The following is a 16895-nucleotide window of genomic DNA, read 5'->3' on the forward strand; positions in this document are numbered from 1 at the left end:
CCCCACTTCGGTGGGGGCTTTTTTTTGCCGAGTGCTTAAAAAGCGCGGCGGCGATACGTGCGGTAATCCGGCGTCCACGACGCTTTTTCGATTAGCTCACGCAGCGTCGTCCCGCTGGTTTTTAACGCCACACCGTTTTGCTGCGCCTGGGCGGCGACTTCAAAAGCAATCGACTTGCTGATATCGCGGATACGCGACAGTGGCGGCAACAACGCGCCTTTGCCCTCTTTTACCAACGGCGCTTCACGAGCTAGCGCACGCGAAGCGCTCATTAACATCTCATCAGTCACCCGGTTGGCGCTAGCGGCAATTACACCCAAACCAATACCCGGGAAGATGTAAGCATTATTACACTGGGCGATCGGGTAAGTGCGCCCGTTATGCACCACGGGCGCAAAGGGGCTGCCGGTCGCCACAAGCGCTTGGCCATCGGTCCAACGGATGACGTCTTCCGGCACCGCCTCTGCTTGCGAGGTCGGGTTGGAAAGCGGCATGATCACCGGGTGCTCACAGCCCGCGTGCATGGTGCGTACAACTTGCTCGGTAAAGATACCGCGCTGGCCGCAAACGCCGATCAATACCGTTGGCTTGATCTGGGCAATCGTCTCTTCCAGGCCCTGGCCGTTCCACTCCACCACTAGCGCAGGGTCGTGGGCTAGGCGGCGCTGAAAATCGCGCTGCCACGCTTGATCGCTGGTCATCAAGCCATCGCGGTCAACAACAAAAATGCGCGCCCGCGCTTCGCTTTCGGTCAGGCCCTCGGCCTCCATGGCGACCACCACCTGCTCGGCGATACCACAGCCCGCCGAACCGCCGCCTACAAACACCACGCGCTGCTGGGCAATGGACTCCTCACGTGCCTGGCAAGCCGCCATCAAGGTGCCCACTACGACAGCAGCGGTACCCTGAACGTCGTCGTTAAAGCAGCACAGCTCGTTGCGATAGCGCTCTAGCAGTGGCACCGCATTAGCCTGGGCAAAGTCTTCAAACTGCAGCAGTACATTAGGCCAACGGCGCTTCACTGCGGCAATAAATTCCGCCATGAAAGCATCATACTCCTCTTGCCCTATCCGCTCGTGACGCCAGCCCATGTACATAGGGTCATCCAGCAACGCTTTGTTATTGGTACCCACATCAATCATGATCGGCAGCGTGTAAGCAGGGCTGATACCACCACAAGCGGTATACAGCGCCAGCTTGCCAATCGGAATACCCATACCGCCGATCCCTTGGTCACCCAAACCGAGAATCCGCTCACCATCCGTCACCACAATGACTTTAACGTTATCTTTAGTGGCGCTGCGCAGAATGTCATCCATATGCTCGCGGTCAGGATAGCTAATAAACAGGCCGCGGTGGTTACGATAAATATTAGAGAACTCCTGGCACGCCTGACCGACCGTGGGGGTATAAATAATCGGCAGCATCTCTTCTAGATGCTGGGAGACCAAACGGAAATAGAGCGTTTCGTTGTCATCTTGAATGGCGCGCAGGTGAATGTGCTTTTCAAGGTCACTATGGCATTGCTGGTACTGGCGATAGGCACGCTTCAACTGATCCTCAATGGTTTCCACTTCTTGGGGTAGCAAGCCAATCAGGTTAAATGCCAGGCGCTCTTGTTGAGTAAACGCGCTGCCTTTGTTCAATAGCGGCATTTCGAGCAGAGAAGGACCGGCGTAAGGAAGGTATAAGGGGCGTTTACTCTGGATAGTCATAAGCACTCTCTTTTATATCAATCACTGCTGCGATGCAGCAATAGCGGCACCTGCGGCGTTTTCAGGTAATATTTGCGGCGTTTGAAGATAATGTAACATGCTCCTGCGACAAAGGTGGAAGAGAGCGCCCCTGTAGGCATAAAAACGCCCCGATTCAGGCGACTAAATCGAGGCGTAAGAGATAGCTGAAAACTAAATAGCTGACAACTAAGTCAGGCGGTTTTTGCGGTTGGTTTGTGTCCTTCTGCTCCCACGAAGAAAAATGGCCGTAGCTTAACGCCCAACATGTTGCCGGCAAACGCAGCCACCAGCCATACCCAACCATGTAGGCTGCCTGATGCAATACCGCTGAAGTAAGCACCGATATTGCAGCCAAACGCCAACCGCGCGCCATAGCCAAGCATAAGACCGCCAATGACCGCGGCCAAAATAGATTTCAATGGGATCCTGAAGTTAGGCGCAAAGCGACCGGCCAAGCTCGCAGCCGCCAGCGCGCCGAGCATAATACCCACGTTCATCACCGTAGTGATGTCGCTCCATACGCTAGCTTCAAGGGCCGCCGCATTGCCGGGCGCCTGCCAGTAGCCCCACTGGCTTACATCGCCACCCACCAGCTCAAAGCCTTTAGCGCCCCACAGTGCGAACGCGGAGGTAATCCCCCAAGGGCGGCCGGCCAGTGCCAAGGTGGCGAAGTTCAATAATGCCAGCGCTACGGCGCCCGCCACTAGCGGCCAAGGGCCCGTCAGCCAGCGCTCATAACCGTGCTTATTGACGCTAGGCGCTTGCTCTAGCTGGCCGTGACGGCGCTTCTCCATCACCCAAGTAAAAGCAGCAATAGCGGCGAATAGCACCAGGCTAATCGCTATCCCACCACCAACACCGGCGACATTAACCAGTGATACTGGCTGAAAAGCAGGCAAACTCTGCCACCAAGCAAAATGCGCCGAACCAATCACCGAACCGACAATAAAGAACACTAGGGTAATCAGCATACGTGCGTTACCACCGCCCGCCGTGAATAGCGTGCCCGAAGCACAGCCGCCGCCTAACTGCATGCCCAACCCGAAAATAAACGCCCCTACCAGCACAGAAATACCAATAGGCGACACAAAGCCCGTTACCTCGTTGCCAAACAGAGTGCCTGCCCCCAAAGCAGGAAAAAACAGCACCACCGCAATGGCCAGCATCACCATCTGCGCACGTAGGCCACGCCCCCGCCGCTCGGTAATAAATACCCGCCACGCCGAGGTAAAACCAAACGCCGCGTGATACAGCGCCATGCCAAACAGCCCGCCGACAATCATCAACAGACCCGTATTGGCTTCAAACACCACACCCACCAGCAACGCACCCAGCACAATCGCCGCTGTAGCGATCAGCGGTACGCGATAGCTCTGGGGTGCAACAACCGTCGTTGTAGACATACATTCACCTTTAGCAGCACCAAAAGCGCCTGCTAACAAACAGGCGCTTTTGGCAGACATGAACAATAGTTATAAGCCTAACGATAGCGGTAGAACACTGAAAATTCTTTATTAAGCAGTGCTTATAACTTTATAGAATAATTATGACGCTATAGAATACTTATCGCTTTATAGAATATTAGACAAACGATCCCAGGCCAACGGCCGCTCGCAAGCGATCCATCGTTACTGCCGCTTCTTCACGTGCCCGCCCGGCGCCCTTTTGCAACACAGCCTCAATGTGAGCCGGATCTTCCATCAGCGCATTATAGCGTTCTCGCGGAGCGCTTAAATGGGCGTTCAAATACTCAAACACCTGGTTCTTGGCATCGCCCCAGCCAATGCCCGCGGCATACTGCTCACGAAGGCTAGCCGTCTCGTCGGCTGTCGCGAAGGCTGAATAAATCTGGAACAGCGTGCAAGTATCGGGGTCTTTCGGCTCACCGGGCTCCAGCGAGTTGGTTTTAATCTTACGCACCAGCTTTTGCAACTTCTTTTCGGGGGCAAACAGCGGAATCGTATTATCGTAGCTTTTGGACATCTTGCGCCCATCCAAGCCATTCAGTAGCTGTATCTTGTCGTCTACTACCGCCTCGGGGAGCACAAAGTGCTGGCCTTTATAAAGGTGGTTAAAACGCCCAGCGATATCGCGAGCCATTTCAATATGCTGAATCTGGTCTCGCCCTACCGGCACTTTATTGGCGTTGAACATTAGAATATCGGCCGCCATGAGTACGGGGTAGCCAAACAGCCCCATGGTAATGCCTTTATCGGCATCCTGGTTTTCTGCTTCTTCGTTCTCAGCTACCGCTGCTTTATAGGCATGGGCACGGTTCATCAAGCCTTTGGCGCACACACAGGAGAGCATCCAAGTCAGCTCAGGGATCTCGGGAATATCCGACTGGCGGTAGAAAATAGCGTTATCGGTATCCAAACCTAGTGCCAGCCATGTGGCGGCAATTTCCAGCCGCGACTCTTGCACCCGCTTCGGGTCGGGGCACTTGATCAGCGCATGGTAGTCCGCCAAAAAGTAGAACGACTGAACGCTAGGGTCTTGGCTTGCCTCAATAGCAGGCTTGATCGCCCCGACATAGTTACCCAAATGGGGCGTGCCAGTAGTAGTGATACCGGTAAGAACGCGAGTGTTGGATGTTTCTGGCATTAAGAAAACTCTTTGAATAAATTCACAATATTCTATACGCAATAATAAAGCTTAACTACAGCTCTTCTGTCCACTCGGAAAAGCTCGGCAGGCCACCGCTCTCCCCCTCCTCTTCAGCGACATATCGCAACAAGATAGCGTTACTTTCGACCCTGCTATGTTGAGCGCTCCCAACGATGCCTTTGGCCAGCACATAATGCCCCTCGGCCAAGGTTAACGGGATATAGACACACTCAAACTGCCCCTCTCTTTCACAGCCGAAATTGAGCGCATCCTGATTGCCTGAAAACTGCTCATTAAGCTCATTCCAACTCATTGCTAGCAAGTCATTTAACGAGCTAACTGACGTCAAGAAAACAAGCCCATCTTCATCTAAGGCATTTGCGACAGCGATTTCGGCATTCATGCGAGCCTGCGTCGATGCTCGATAGTTACCCGCCAAGCGCTCATCAATCAACGCGCTCTGCATACCCGACATGCCTAATATTAGCGCACCGGCGAGCAGCGCCATCACGATCACTAACGCTGCGCCTTGCTGCTGTTTCATGGCGCTAACTCTTGGGGTGTGATCAGTTTATTGCGCTCACTGATGGTAAAAGTGATGTGATCGCACGTCGCACCCACGCTTTCTCGGCAGTCGCCAATGAGCAGCGTGACACTATGCGATACCTCATCACCGTTGGGCTCAGAAAGGGCCGGGCAGGCTGTCGCGTCGTCAACTTGGGCAAGATCAACGACAGGTTGGTTCTGCACTTCGTCCTGGAGTACGCAGTAATGACGCGTACCGCTGCCAGAACTGCGCTCATCCGGGACGATAGCGTAGTTGCCAATATTGCCCTTGCGGCCTGCTTCCGTCAGCATACTAACGGCAAAAATTAATGTCTCTTGCTTGCGACTTATCTTGTCAACAGTTTGAAACGTTTGAAAGGTGGTTAACAACAGTTGGCCAGCTGCCAAGGTAATGACTGTGCCGATCGCCATTGCCACCAGCATTTCTACCAGGCTAAACCCGCGCTGAACAGGCCTCATGGCACAGCTTCCAGGTTGGGCAGGCGAAACAGGTAATCAAGCTCCAGGATGACGCGGAACAGGCAACTCTCGTCCCCATCTACCGGTTCAATAGCGCTTTGCGCTTCAATAGCATCGCGCAACGGCGAGCTATCATCGCCCTGAAACCAATGGGCTCGCCATTTCGTTTGCACCGCTGAGCTATCGATATTTTCACAGGTTTGGTCGGGGTCAAGCATTGCCAGCTCCGCCCACAGCCTTTCCTGAGCATCCACGGCAGCGACGCTTGCCAGCGAACGCTGATAACCATCGTGTGCGCTTTGCAGCGCTTTAAATTGCATAGCCGCCACGCCAAGCAGGCCGACCGAGAGAACGACCAGCGCGATTAACGCTTCTATTAAGCTAAAGCCACGCTGAGCCATAAGTTACCAACACTCAGGTGTGTTGTTTATGCCATTTGGGCCTCTCTGGCCGTCACTTTGCAACCAGAGTGTTTCGCAACCCTGCGGCACTCTGGTTCCACCCTGGGCTTCAAGACGGTAAGTCGAACCTAAAGTAGTCGGCGTGATCGTGGGATAGACAGCTTCGGGTGATTGCGTGGTTTCAAGGCATCCGGCTTCATACGTATAATTAGCCGTATAACACCGCTCCATTTCCGTTGCTGCCTGCAGCAAACCAGACTTACCGTCAGTAAGGCGGCTTTGCGCCACATAGCGGGTATAGCTGGGGTAGGCAATGGAGGCAACGATACCAATCATCGCGACCACAATTAACAGCTCAATAAGGGTAAAGCCGCGCTGACCATTCAGGCAAAAATGGCCAGCGGAAGGATGATAAACGTAAGACACTCAGCGCCGCTCCCGTATTAGTGAGCCCATACTGTTTGAGTATGTCGAAAACCAATACGCTTTGCATCACGTTAATCAAGGGATTCTTAGCTGCTGGCAATTACCTTTTCACGCAACTCCTTCGGCATCGAAAAAGTAATCGTTTCTTCGCGGCCCTGTAGCTCTTCAGGTATTGCTGCGCCCATGCTTTGCAGCTTGGTAATCACGCCTTTCACTAACACTTCGGGGGCACTGGCACCTGCGGTTACGCCAACACGCGCTACGTTCTCAAGCCACGCGGGATTGATTTGGTCGGCGTTATCAATCAAATGGGCAGGCGTGCCCATACGCTCAGCCAGTTCACGCAGGCGGTTTGAGTTAGAGCTGTTAGGGCTGCCGACCACCAGCAACAAATCGCTTAGGGCGGCTAGCTCACGCACCGCATCCTGACGGTTTTGCGTGGCGTAGCAGATATCATCGTTGCGCGGCCCTTGAATCTCGACAAACTTCTCGCGCAGCGCGCCAATCACCTTGGCGGTGTCATCCATCGAGAGCGTCGTTTGGGTCACGAAAGCCAGCTTTGAAGGATCACTCACCTCCAGTTTGGCGACGTCTTTTTCGTCCTCTACCAAGTAGATGCGCCCGCCATGGGAGGTATCGTAGCGTCCCATGGTGCCTTCGACTTCTGGGTGGCCTTCATGGCCAATCAAGATGCACTCCTGGCCACGCTTGGCGTAGCGCAACACTTCCAGGTGCACTTTAGTCACCAGCGGGCAGGTGGCGTCGAATACCTTCAAACCGCGCCGTTCGGCATCGGCTTGAACCGCCCGGGAAACACCATGAGCAGAGAAAATCACAATCACGTCGTCAGGTACTTCATCCAGCTCTTCAACAAATACCGCCCCGCGGTCGCGCAGCGTTTCAACCACAAACCGGTTGTGGACAACCTCATGGCGCACATAGATAGGCGGGCCAAACACATCCAGGGCGCGATTAACGATATCAATCGCGCGATCAACGCCAGCACAAAAACCGCGCGGGTTGGCCAGTTTAATTTCGATAGGCTGTGCTTGCTGCGTGCTGGTCATAAGAGCACCTTGATGCGACGTGGCATCTGCTTAATGAGTGGTCACCGGCTTAACATCCAGTACTTCTACTTCAAACGTGAGCGTGCGGCCTGCTAACGGGTGATTGAAGTCCACTTCAATACGATCACCGTCGATGGTTTTGACCACACCTGGCAATTCCGTTCCCGCTTTATCGGCAAACGACATCACCATACCAATCTCTGGGGCTTCATCGCCGAAATCCGCACGTTTCAAGGTCTGAATATTCTGCGGGTTATGCTGGCCGAACGCATGCTCAGGGGTTATCTGAAAGGTACCCTCCTGGCCTGCGGCCATGCCTTTAATCGGGTGCTCAAAGCCGGGCGGCAGGTTACCGTCACCAAACTCAAAGGTAGCCGGTGATTTTTCCTTGGTGGAGTCCACCAAAGTACCGTCTTCAAGTTTTAAGGTGAAGTGCAGCGTCACTTCCATGCCGTCATCGATCAAATAGTCGCTCATTTCAGCTCTCAATGTACCTGTTCGTTTAATGGGAGGCCTTGGCCGCTTTTTTGCGCCGTCGCTCACCCATAATGGATTCCCAGATCAAGGCAACGGCCCCTAGGGTAATCGCAATATCTGCCACATTAAATGCCGGGTAGTACCATCCGGCGGCGTGGAAAGACAGAAAATCGACCACATAGCCATGCACCAAGCGGTCGTAGAGATTTCCCAACGCACCACCGATAATCAACGGCAGCGCTAGCGCCAGCAGCTTTTCGTCGTTTTTGATCCGCGCCAGCCAAATCGTTAGCCCCACGCTGGCAGCAATCGCAATAATGGCGAAAAACCAGCGCTGCCAGCCAGGATGCGTGGCTAAAAAGCTGAACGCCGCGCCAGTATTGTGCAGCAGCGTCAGATTAAAAAACGGCAACACTTCTACCGGCTGGGCATAGCCCAACTGGCTACTGGCCACGTACTTGGTGGCCAAATCCAGCACAATCACCGCCAGCGATAACCACAACCAGCGCAGCGGCCGCTGCATCGCTGGCCGCGCATTAGTATCAGACGCATCAGTTTGACTAGGCATAGTAACGAATCTCACCGCTGCCTTCGGGGAGGTTGCTGATACAGCGACCGCATAGATCTGGATGATCCGTATGAGTACCCACATCGGGGCGGTGGTGCCAGCAGCGCTCGCACTTAGTGTTGTCGCTGGCTTTGACTGAGACTTTCAGGTTATCAAGTTCCGTCGCTTCTGCATCGCCTGCATCAGTCTCACTTGCATAAGACTCACTCACATCAGACAAAGGCTTAAGCGTGACTTCGCTAGTCAGCATCACAAAGCGCAGTTCATCGCCCAGTTTAGCCAGTGTCGCCTGCAGGTCATCGCTGACATACAGCGTGACTTCAGCTGCCAAGCTACCCTTGATCACTTTGGCATTACGGGCATCTTCCAGGCACTTGTTGACCGAGTGCTTGACCTCCAGCACTTGCTCCCAGAAAGCACGACCCAGTTCAGCATTTTCTTCCAGGCTGCCAAGGCCAGTGTAGTAAGTCTCCAGCAGCACACTGTCGCCGCGCTTGCCGGGGATGTTTTCGTGAATCTCCTCAGCGGTAAACGAGAGAATCGGCGCGATCCAACGACTCAGCGCTTCCACCACGTGATAGAGCGCGGTTTGTGCACTGCGCCGCGCCAACGAATCGGTTTGCGTCGTGTATTGGCGGTCTTTAATCACATCTAAATAAAAGCCACCCAGTTCCCGGGCGCAGAAACCATGCACCTGCTGGTAAACATCCAGGAAGCGGTACTCTTCGTAGGCTTGTTCGATCCGCGCCTGCAATTGGTGGGCACGATCCACTACCCACTGATCCAGTGCCAGCATATCGTCAAACGCTACTTGGTTTTTGTCTGGATCAAAGCCGTTAAGGTTCGAAAGCAGGAAGCGAGCGGTGTTGCGAATCCGGCGATACACATCGGAGGTACGCTTCAAAATCTCGTCCGAGACAGCCATTTCACCGGAGTAATCGGTGGAGGCGACCCACAAGCGCAGAATATCGCCGCCCAGCTTATCCATCACTTCCTGGGGCGCTACTACGTTGCCCAGCGACTTGGATTGCTTACGACCCTGGGAATCAACGGTAAAGCCGTGGGTCAGCAGCTGACGATAAGGCGGATGGCCATCAATCGCCGAACCGGTGAGCAGTGATGAATGAAACCAGCCACGGTGCTGGTCGGAGCCTTCCAGGTAGAGATCCGCCCGCGGGCCGCTTTCGTGGCCATGGGGGTGCGAGCCGCGTAGTACGTGGCGGTGGGTAGTGCCGGAGTCAAACCAAACATCCAGGGTATCGGTGACCTTATCGTAATCCGCCGCCTCGGCGCCCAATAGTTCAGCCGGGTCGAGCTTGAACCAGGCATTAATGCCTTCTTGCTCAACGCGCTTGGCGGCCTCTTCCATCAGGCCAACGGTGCGCGGGTGCAGCTCGCCGGTTTGCTTGTGCAAGAAAAACGGGATCGGCACACCCCAGTTACGCTGGCGAGAGATACACCAGTCCGGGCGATTGGCGATCATGCTATGTAGACGCGCCTGGCCCCAGGCGGGGGTAAACGCGGTGGCTTCGATGCCTTCCAGGGCACGCTCGCGCAGGGTTTTGCCGTCTTTACCTTGAATATCCATACCCACAAACCACTGCGCCGTAGCACGGTAGATCACCGGTGTTTTGTGGCGCCAGCAGTGCATATAACTGTGCTTGATCGGGATATGCGCCATCAGCGCATTTACTTCGCGCAGTTTTTCTACGATTTGAGGGTTAGCCTTCCAGATCATCTGGCCGCCGAAGAACGGCAGGTCGTCCACGTATACGCCGTTGCCCTGCACCGGGTTGAGCATGTCGTCGAACTCCATGCCATGCTCGCGGCAGGTGATAAAGTCATCCATACCGTAAGAAGGTGCAGAGTGAACAATGCCGGTACTGCCCACCTCAGACTCGACGTACTCCGCCAGATAAACCGGCGAGAGACGCTCATAAAACGGATGGCGGAAATTGATCAGGTCGAGGTTTTTGCCTTGCGTCGTGGCAATCACCTCGCCCTGTAAACCAAAGCGCTCCAAGCAGCTTTCCACCAGCTCTTCTGCCAACAGCAGCAGCCGCTCGCCGGTATCAACTAGCGCGTAGGTAAATTCCGGGTGAACGTTCAGCGCCTGGTTGGCCGGAATTGTCCATGGCGTGGTCGTCCAGATCACCACCGCCGTTGGTTTAGCCAGTTCGCTTAAACCAAAGGCCGCGGCGAGCTTATCGGCGTCTTCCACCGGGAAGGCTACATCGATAGCGTCGGATTTTTTATCGGCGTACTCGACTTCAGCTTCCGCCAGCGCCGAGCCGCAGTCAAAGCACCAGTTAACCGGCTTCAAGCCTTTAAACACATAGCCCGCGTCAACCATCTCGGCCAAGGCACGCATTTCGCCCGCTTCGTTAGCGAAGTTCATGGTGCGGTAAGGGTGGTCCCAATCGCCAATAATGCCCAAACGCACAAAGTCAGCCAGCTGGGTTTCGACCTGAGCACCGGCATATTCGCGGCACAGCTCGCGGGCTTTGCTAGGTTCAAGGTGCTTACCGTGAGTGGTTTCGACCTTGTGCTCAATGGGCAAGCCGTGGCAGTCCCAACCCGGTACATAAGGCGCGTCAAAACCGGCTAAGTTCTTCGACTTAACGATGATGTCTTTAAGAATCTTATTAACGGCGTGACCAATATGGATACTGCCATTGGCGTAGGGAGGACCATCGTGCAGCACAAACAGCGGCGCACCCGCGCGCGCTTCACGCAGGCGCTGGTAAATGTTCATATCTTGCCACTGGGAAACCCGCCCCGGCTCTTGCTTTGGCAGCATGCCGCGCATGGGAAAGTCAGTTTCAGGCAAATTCAGCGTGTGCTTATAATCCATGGTCTGGTCAGCCGTTGTTAGCATCGGCGGCGTCATCCGCCGAAGAAGAATCAGAAGAAATCGTATTTGAAGACATCGCCTCATCACGCCCTAGCGGGGCCGAGGCCAGCGGAAGCGAATCGTCTTGGCCAGCACGGTCTTGCACCCCTATCGCCGCCGATAATAAATAGTGGCGAGCGCGGGCCTGGTCACGTTCAATTTGTGCTTTTAGCGCCTCAAGGTCGTCAAACTTGACCTCGCCGCGCAAACGCACACAGGGGAATACCGTCATACGCTGGCCGTAAAGATCGCCGCTAAAATCCAGCAGGTGCACCTCAAGCGTTGGCCGATCTGAACCTACGGTAGGGCGGAAGCCGACATTCGCCACCGCCGGGTAACGCTGGCCATTTTCAAGCTCAGCCACTACCGCAAACACGCCGCGCAGGGTTAGCGGCTGCGGCAGTAGCGGTAAGTTGGCCGTGGGTACGCCAAGCGTGCGCCCCAACTGCTGGTCGCGCACCACACGGCCATGTAACGAATAAGGCCGACCCAGCAGGCGCGCCGCCGCAGAAAAATTACCACTGGCCAATAGCGTACGCACTTGCGAACTGGAAACCCGCTCGTCATCCACGGTAAAGGTGCGAGTATGCTCGACACCAAACCCTTGCTCACGCCCTACTTCCGCTAGCAGCGCAAAATCGCCGCGGCGATCACAGCCAAAGCGGAAATCATCGCCCACCACCAAATGCTTAACGCCCAGCCCGTCAATCAAAACCTGGTCGATAAACTCGCGCCCGGTGAGGCTACGCAGCGTGTCGTTGAACGGCAGAACCAACACTTGTTCCGCGCCAAAATCACGCAGTAGCCGGACTTTTTCGCGCAGCCGGGTTAACCGCGGCGGCGCTTGATCACCGGCAAAAAACTCCCGCGGCTGGGGCTCGAACACCACCACGGTTAACGGCACACTCCAGCGCGTCGCATGTTCACGGCACTGCTGAAGAATGGCTTGATGGCCGCGATGCACCCCATCGAAGTTGCCGATAGTCGCAACGCAGCCACGATGAGCCGCTTTCAAGTTGTGCAGACCTCGAATGACGCGCATGGCACCTCAGCCGTTAGGAGGACATAAAGCCTCTGATTATAACGAACACGCCTGATAACAAATACACCCGCCAGGATGTAACGTTACGAGTGCATTTTAAAATGACCAACGCGTAACCCCAGTGCAGCCAGCCACGCAAAATAGAACGAGCCACCGAGCACTACTAAACCGGTGACCCAACTAACCCGCTGCCAAAGGCCAAAGCTAAGCCACGCCTGCCAGTCAGGGGCGACAAAATAGAGCGCCGCACACATTAAGGCGCTACCCCCCAGCAACTGCACCGAATAACGTTTCCAGCCCGGCTGAAAGACCAGCACGCCCTGCTTATGCAGCAAGTAGCCTAGCAAGCCTGCGTTTAAAAATGCAGACAGCGCGGTGGCCAACGCCAACCCGGCATGGGCCAGCGGCCAAACTAGCAAAAGGTTGAACAGCATATTAGCCACCATGGCGATAATACCCACCTTTACCGGCGTCTTGGTGTCTTGACGGGCAAAAAAGCCCGGCGCCAATACTTTGATCAGCATAAAGGCGACCAAACCGAAGGCATAAGCGCGCAGGCTCAGCGCCGCCATCTGAATATCGTTGTCAGTCATTGCGCCATAATGAAATAGCGTGATCAACAACGGTTCGGCCAACACCGCCAGCGCCAGTGCCGCAGGTAAGCCTAACAGCAATACAATGCGAACAGCCCAGTCGAGCATGGCAGCAAAGTGCTCCTTAGACTGCTCCGCATGGCGCTTAGAAAGCGCGGGCAAAATCACCGTACCAATCGCCACCCCAAACACCCCCAGCGGCAACTCTACTAAACGGTCAGAGTAATACAGCCACGACACGCTCCCCGCCGCCAGCAATGAAGCCAAAACGGTATCCAACAGCAAGTTAATTTGCGACACCGAGACCCCAAATAGTGCGGGCCCCATCAGCTTCAGTATGCGCCGCACGCCATCGTGGGCAAAGTTTGGCCACGGCGTGGGCATCAACCCCAGGCGTAGTAAAAACGGCACCTGAAAAACCAACTGGGCGGCCCCAGCGATCAACACACCCCAGGCCAGCGCCATGGCGGGCTGTTCCATTAACGGCATTAAAAACAGCGCCGCGCCAATCAACGAAAGATTCAGCAGCACGGGAGTAAACGCCGGTACCGCAAAGCGGTTCCAGGTATTCAGCACACTGCCGGAAAACGCGGTAAGCGAGATCAGCAGTAAATAGGGAAACGTTAAGCGCAGCATATCGGCGGTCAGCGCCAGTTTTTCGGGATCGCGCCCAAAACCGGGGGCAAATACCCAAACCAACCACGGCGCGCAAAGCATTGCCAGGGCGGTAATCAGCGCCAACACCGCCGTTAAGCTTCCGGCGGTAGCATTCAGCAGCTCACGGATCTCTTCACGACTGCGCTGGGTAGAATACTCCGAAAGCACCGGCACAAAGGCCTGGTTAAAAGCCCCTTCGGCAAACAGACGGCGCAGAAAGTTAGGAATCTTAAACGCCACGAAAAACGCATCGGCGCCGCTGCCCGCTCCCAAAAAGGTAGCCACTACCACATCCCGTGCCAGCCCCAACACTCGGGACAGCATGGTCATCGCACTAACCACCAGGCCAGAGCGCATTAGCCCGCTGCGAACTAATTGGCCGCCGGGGCTAGTGTTGGGTGTTTTCTTCGCCGTCATAATTTATCGGTTATCCAGCAAAATCATTCAGACACAAAAAAACCGGCCGCAGCCGGTTTTTTTGTGGCGCCTGCCGGCTTACGCCGCCAGTGCCTTAATACGCTTGTTCAAACGGCTCTTCAGGCGAGCTGCTTTCTTCTTAGACAGCACGTCTTTGTCTGCAATGCGGTCAACGACCGGCTGCATAGCCTTGAACTCTTCCATTGCCTTAGCGTGATCGCCGGTGCTGATCGCTTTCACTACACGCTTGATGTAGGTGCGGACCATGCTGCGCTGGCTGGATTTCAGGGCGCGACGGTTCTCGGCCTGGCGGGCGCGCTTGCTAGCTTGCTTGCTGTTCGCCACAGGGTATCTCCTTGGAGAATAAAGGTTACCGAAAAACGGCAACGAAATTAAATATGTGTTCGTCGGCTGCGCTGTCACAGCACGACGTTTCCGCAACAACCAATTGTTTTGGCTGGGGTATCACCCTACCAAAGTGTGTAACAGGCAGTCGAAATAAGCTGCCCATTCACGGTACTTGTCTGAGAGGATGGCGTAGTCTATCACGCGTTAAGCGAGCTTGCTAGCCGTTGTCAATACTGGGGCCGCACTCAAGCTACAGCACATCCTGCCCCGTAGGCGCTAAAATTTTGCGCAAGAAGTGGCGCGTTCGTTCGTCTTTGGGGGCGGTGAACAGCTCTTCGGGGGGCGCCTGCTCGACGATACCACCGTCATCCATAAAGACCACTTGATCCGCCACTTCCCGGGCGAACTGCATCTCGTGGGTGACCACGATCATCGTCTGGCGCTCTACCGCCAACTGCTTCATTAGGCTGAGTACTTCTTCTACCCACTGCGGGTCAAGGGAAGAGGTAGGCTCATCAAACAGAATCACATCGGCATTAGCCGCCATGGCTCGGCCAATCCCCACCCGCTGCTGCTGACCGCCGGAGAGTGAAGCCGGGTAGGCATCGGCTTTTTCCGCCAAACCGATGCGCTCCAGAATCTCCCTGGCCCGCGCATGGGCTTTAGCCTTCGGCAACTTATCCACCACGATCATGCCCTCGCTGATATTCTCCAGCGCGGTTTTATTGGCGAACAACCCGTAGTTCTGAAACACAAAGGCCGTACGCCGGCGCAGTGCCAAAATATCCGCCCGGCTGGCACGCTGGGTATCGACACTCAAGTCGCCCACCTGTAAGCGCCCGGCGTCGGGCTTTTCAAGAAAGTTAATACAGCGCAACAGCGTCGATTTGCCCGTACCGGAAGGGCCGATAATGACAATGATCTCGCCTTGAGAAAGGCTCAAATCGATATCTTTGAAGACCGTATGGCCACTGAAACGCTTGGTAATGCCTTGCAGCGAAATCATCGTTGGTAGGCCTTATTCAGGTAAATTTCTAACCGACGCTGCCCCCAGGAGAGCACTTCCACAATCGCCCAATAAATAAGCGCCACCAGTAAGAACGCCTCCAAGTAGAGGAAGCTGCCCGCGGCTTCTTTTTGCGTGGCTCCCATTAGCTCGGTGACCCCCAGCGTAAAGGCCAACGAGGTTGCTTTAATCATATCGATGAAATAGTTCATCAGCGTCGGGGTTGCCACGCGGGTGGCTTGAGGCAGAATAATGCGCCGCATCAGCTGCGACTGGGTCATACCGATCGAGAGCGCAGCTTCCGTCTGGCTGCGGTCGATCCCCACAATCGCGGCACGAATCGACTCAGCCATATAGGCAGAAAAGTGCAGCGTCAGCCCCAGCACCGCCGCGGTTACGCCATTAATCGACACTAGCGCTTCAACCAACTGAGGCAGACCGTAGTAGAACAGAAACAGTTGCACCAGCAGCGGCGTACCGCGGAAAAACGAGATAAACAGCATCGCTAAACCGTTTAGCAGCGGCACCTTCGAGACACGAATGACCGCCATTAAACACGCCAGTATCAAGGCAAACACCATGGCGATAGTCGCCATTTGCAGCGTGAGCGGCAAATAGCGCAGCAGCACCGGCAGCAGCCCCCACATATATTCAAGGTTAAGCATGATAGTTAAACATCGCGACTTCGCTTATAAGCAAACGGCCGTGGCAATGCCACGGCCGCGTTAAACAGATGAGTTCAGCGGTTACGGCTGAGTAATATCCGTATCAAACCACTTTGCTGATATCTCGCCCAGCGCACCACTGTCACGAAGCTCAGCAAGGGCTGCATCAACACGGTCGCGCTGTTCACGGCCCGCCTCATCATCACGGAACGGCAGCGCGTTCTCAATGATCGAGAACGGCTGGCCCGCCAGCTCTAACGGTAGGCCCTTCTCTTTAATCACCTGGGTGGCACTCACGCGGTCCATCACAAACGCTTCAACACGGCCCAACGCAACATCTTGCTCAATATTGGACTCATAGGTGCGAATATCGATCTCATCCGCATTCGGCTGTTCACGCAACAACTGCTCGTAGTTGGAACCCAGGTTGACCGCCACGCTTTTGCCGGATAAATCCTCAACGCCTTGAACGGAGTCGTTACCCGCGCGCACCACCACCTGCGCGCCGTCATACACATAAGGAGCGGTGAACACATACTTAGCTTCACGCTCGGGAGTAATAGTAATCTGATTGGCGATAGTGTCGATACGGCCAGACTCCAGCATGCCCGCCAAGCCCGAGAAGCTAGCGGTAACAAACTCAATGTCATCGCCGGTGATCTCGCCCACCGCATTCATAACATCGACCTCAAAGCCTTTAAGCTCGTCTTGCTCGACAAAGGTAAACGGAAAATAACCACCGGACATGCCCACGCGAAGGGTGTCGGCTTGGGCAGAGGCGGCAAATAACCCGCTGGCAGCACTTAACGAAAGTGCAGCCAGGGTGACAGTGGCTTTGTGTATTAGTGACATAATAGGGCTTCCCTTTTTATGTAGCAGGTGAGGCAACAAGTATTAATGACCAATATCCTACGCCTCCGACAAAAAACCGCAAAAGAATATTAAACTTATTTTTTATTCCATTAA

The 16895-nt window shown here is 54.9% G+C and carries 17 protein-coding genes; all 17 read right to left on the reverse strand.

Annotated elements, in window-relative coordinates; translation table 11 throughout:
* Positions 1-35 precede the first annotated feature (35 nt).
* Complete coding sequence (locus ACQE2I_RS14670; RefSeq protein WP_427028786.1) at positions 36-1715, reverse strand: NAD-dependent malic enzyme; 1680 nt, start codon at positions 1713-1715, stop codon at positions 36-38.
* Positions 1716-1927: 212 nt separating this feature from the next.
* Complete coding sequence (locus ACQE2I_RS14675; protein WP_427028787.1) at positions 1928-3139, reverse strand: YeeE/YedE family protein; 1212 nt, start codon at positions 3137-3139, stop codon at positions 1928-1930.
* A 178-nt stretch (positions 3140-3317) separates the two neighbouring features.
* Positions 3318-4340: a tryptophan--tRNA ligase gene (locus ACQE2I_RS14680; RefSeq protein WP_427028788.1), complete on the reverse strand. Its 1023-nt coding sequence runs from the start codon at positions 4338-4340 to the stop codon at positions 3318-3320.
* A 55-nt stretch (positions 4341-4395) separates the two neighbouring features.
* Positions 4396-4887 (reverse strand): pilus assembly PilX family protein, encoded by a 492-nt coding sequence (locus ACQE2I_RS14685; protein WP_427028789.1) that lies wholly within the window; start codon positions 4885-4887, stop codon positions 4396-4398.
* Entirely contained in the window at positions 4884-5369 is a 486-nt protein-coding gene (locus ACQE2I_RS14690; protein ID WP_427028790.1) for a PilW family protein, read from the reverse strand. The genes ACQE2I_RS14685 and ACQE2I_RS14690 overlap by 4 nt, the downstream gene beginning before the upstream one ends.
* Complete coding sequence (pilV, locus tag ACQE2I_RS14695) at positions 5366-5770, reverse strand: type IV pilus modification protein PilV (protein ID WP_427028791.1); 405 nt, start codon at positions 5768-5770, stop codon at positions 5366-5368. The genes ACQE2I_RS14690 and pilV overlap by 4 nt, the downstream gene beginning before the upstream one ends.
* 3 nt (positions 5771-5773) lie before the next feature.
* A complete protein-coding gene (locus ACQE2I_RS14700; protein WP_427028792.1) occupies positions 5774-6196 on the reverse strand; it encodes a type IV pilin protein in 423 nt (140 codons plus the stop codon).
* Positions 6197-6282: 86 nt separating this feature from the next.
* A complete protein-coding gene (gene ispH / locus ACQE2I_RS14705; RefSeq protein WP_427028793.1) occupies positions 6283-7263 on the reverse strand; it encodes a 4-hydroxy-3-methylbut-2-enyl diphosphate reductase in 981 nt (326 codons plus the stop codon).
* A 30-nt stretch (positions 7264-7293) separates the two neighbouring features.
* Positions 7294-7740, reverse strand: coding sequence for an FKBP-type peptidyl-prolyl cis-trans isomerase (gene fkpB, locus ACQE2I_RS14710; protein ID WP_427028794.1), 447 nt, complete (start codon positions 7738-7740; stop codon positions 7294-7296).
* A gap of 25 nt (positions 7741-7765) precedes the next feature.
* Positions 7766-8308 (reverse strand): signal peptidase II, encoded by a 543-nt coding sequence (lspA, locus tag ACQE2I_RS14715; protein ID WP_427028795.1) that lies wholly within the window; start codon positions 8306-8308, stop codon positions 7766-7768.
* Positions 8301-11186, reverse strand: a complete 2886-nt coding sequence (ileS, locus tag ACQE2I_RS14720) for an isoleucine--tRNA ligase (protein ID WP_427028796.1) — start codon at positions 11184-11186, stop codon at positions 8301-8303. Before ileS ends, lspA begins: the two co-directional genes overlap by 8 nt.
* Complete coding sequence (ribF, locus tag ACQE2I_RS14725) at positions 11170-12243, reverse strand: bifunctional riboflavin kinase/FAD synthetase (protein ID WP_427028797.1); 1074 nt, start codon at positions 12241-12243, stop codon at positions 11170-11172. Before ribF ends, ileS begins: the two co-directional genes overlap by 17 nt.
* Before the next feature lie 83 nt (positions 12244-12326).
* Entirely contained in the window at positions 12327-13910 is a 1584-nt protein-coding gene (murJ, locus tag ACQE2I_RS14730; protein ID WP_427028798.1) for a murein biosynthesis integral membrane protein MurJ, read from the reverse strand.
* Positions 13911-13988: 78 nt separating this feature from the next.
* Complete coding sequence (gene rpsT / locus ACQE2I_RS14735; RefSeq protein WP_427028799.1) at positions 13989-14255, reverse strand: 30S ribosomal protein S20; 267 nt, start codon at positions 14253-14255, stop codon at positions 13989-13991.
* Positions 14256-14508: 253 nt separating this feature from the next.
* A complete protein-coding gene (locus ACQE2I_RS14740) occupies positions 14509-15264 on the reverse strand; it encodes an amino acid ABC transporter ATP-binding protein (RefSeq protein WP_427028800.1) in 756 nt (251 codons plus the stop codon).
* The gene (locus ACQE2I_RS14745) at positions 15261-15929 is read right to left on the reverse strand and encodes an amino acid ABC transporter permease (protein WP_427028801.1); all 669 of its coding nucleotides are present in this window, start codon (positions 15927-15929) and stop codon (positions 15261-15263) included. Before ACQE2I_RS14745 ends, ACQE2I_RS14740 begins: the two co-directional genes overlap by 4 nt.
* Before the next feature lie 81 nt (positions 15930-16010).
* Positions 16011-16781, reverse strand: a complete 771-nt coding sequence (locus ACQE2I_RS14750; protein WP_427028802.1) for an amino acid ABC transporter substrate-binding protein — start codon at positions 16779-16781, stop codon at positions 16011-16013.
* Positions 16782-16895 lie beyond the last annotated feature (114 nt).

The organism is Halomonas sp. H2 (assembly GCF_050215315.1).
In the GTDB taxonomy this organism is placed as follows: domain Bacteria; phylum Pseudomonadota; class Gammaproteobacteria; order Pseudomonadales; family Halomonadaceae; genus Vreelandella.

Bases quoted from the DNA above. Each gene is read 5' to 3' on its own strand.
- lspA (WP_427028795.1), bottom strand. From the start codon at position 8,308: ATGCCTAGTCAAACTGATGCGTCTGATACTAATGCGCGGCCAGCGATG.
- ACQE2I_RS14675 (WP_427028787.1), bottom strand. From the start codon at position 3,139: ATGTCTACAACGACGGTTGTTGCACCCCAGAGCTATCGCGTACCGCTG.
- ispH (WP_427028793.1), bottom strand. From the start codon at position 7,263: ATGACCAGCACGCAGCAAGCACAGCCTATCGAAATTAAACTGGCCAAC.
- fkpB (WP_427028794.1), bottom strand. From the start codon at position 7,740: ATGAGCGACTATTTGATCGATGACGGCATGGAAGTGACGCTGCACTTC.
- ACQE2I_RS14680 (WP_427028788.1), bottom strand. From the start codon at position 4,340: ATGCCAGAAACATCCAACACTCGCGTTCTTACCGGTATCACTACTACT.
- pilV (WP_427028791.1), bottom strand. From the start codon at position 5,770: ATGGCTCAGCGTGGCTTTAGCTTAATAGAAGCGTTAATCGCGCTGGTC.
- ACQE2I_RS14670 (WP_427028786.1), bottom strand. From the start codon at position 1,715: ATGACTATCCAGAGTAAACGCCCCTTATACCTTCCTTACGCCGGTCCT.
- ribF (WP_427028797.1), bottom strand. From the start codon at position 12,243: ATGCGCGTCATTCGAGGTCTGCACAACTTGAAAGCGGCTCATCGTGGC.
- ACQE2I_RS14685 (WP_427028789.1), bottom strand. From the start codon at position 4,887: ATGAAACAGCAGCAAGGCGCAGCGTTAGTGATCGTGATGGCGCTGCTC.
- ACQE2I_RS14740 (WP_427028800.1), bottom strand. From the start codon at position 15,264: ATGATTTCGCTGCAAGGCATTACCAAGCGTTTCAGTGGCCATACGGTC.
- ACQE2I_RS14745 (WP_427028801.1), bottom strand. From the start codon at position 15,929: ATGCTTAACCTTGAATATATGTGGGGGCTGCTGCCGGTGCTGCTGCGC.
- ileS (WP_427028796.1), bottom strand. From the start codon at position 11,186: ATGCTAACAACGGCTGACCAGACCATGGATTATAAGCACACGCTGAAT.
- murJ (WP_427028798.1), bottom strand. From the start codon at position 13,910: ATGACGGCGAAGAAAACACCCAACACTAGCCCCGGCGGCCAATTAGTT.
- ACQE2I_RS14750 (WP_427028802.1), bottom strand. From the start codon at position 16,781: ATGTCACTAATACACAAAGCCACTGTCACCCTGGCTGCACTTTCGTTA.
- ACQE2I_RS14690 (WP_427028790.1), bottom strand. From the start codon at position 5,369: ATGAGGCCTGTTCAGCGCGGGTTTAGCCTGGTAGAAATGCTGGTGGCA.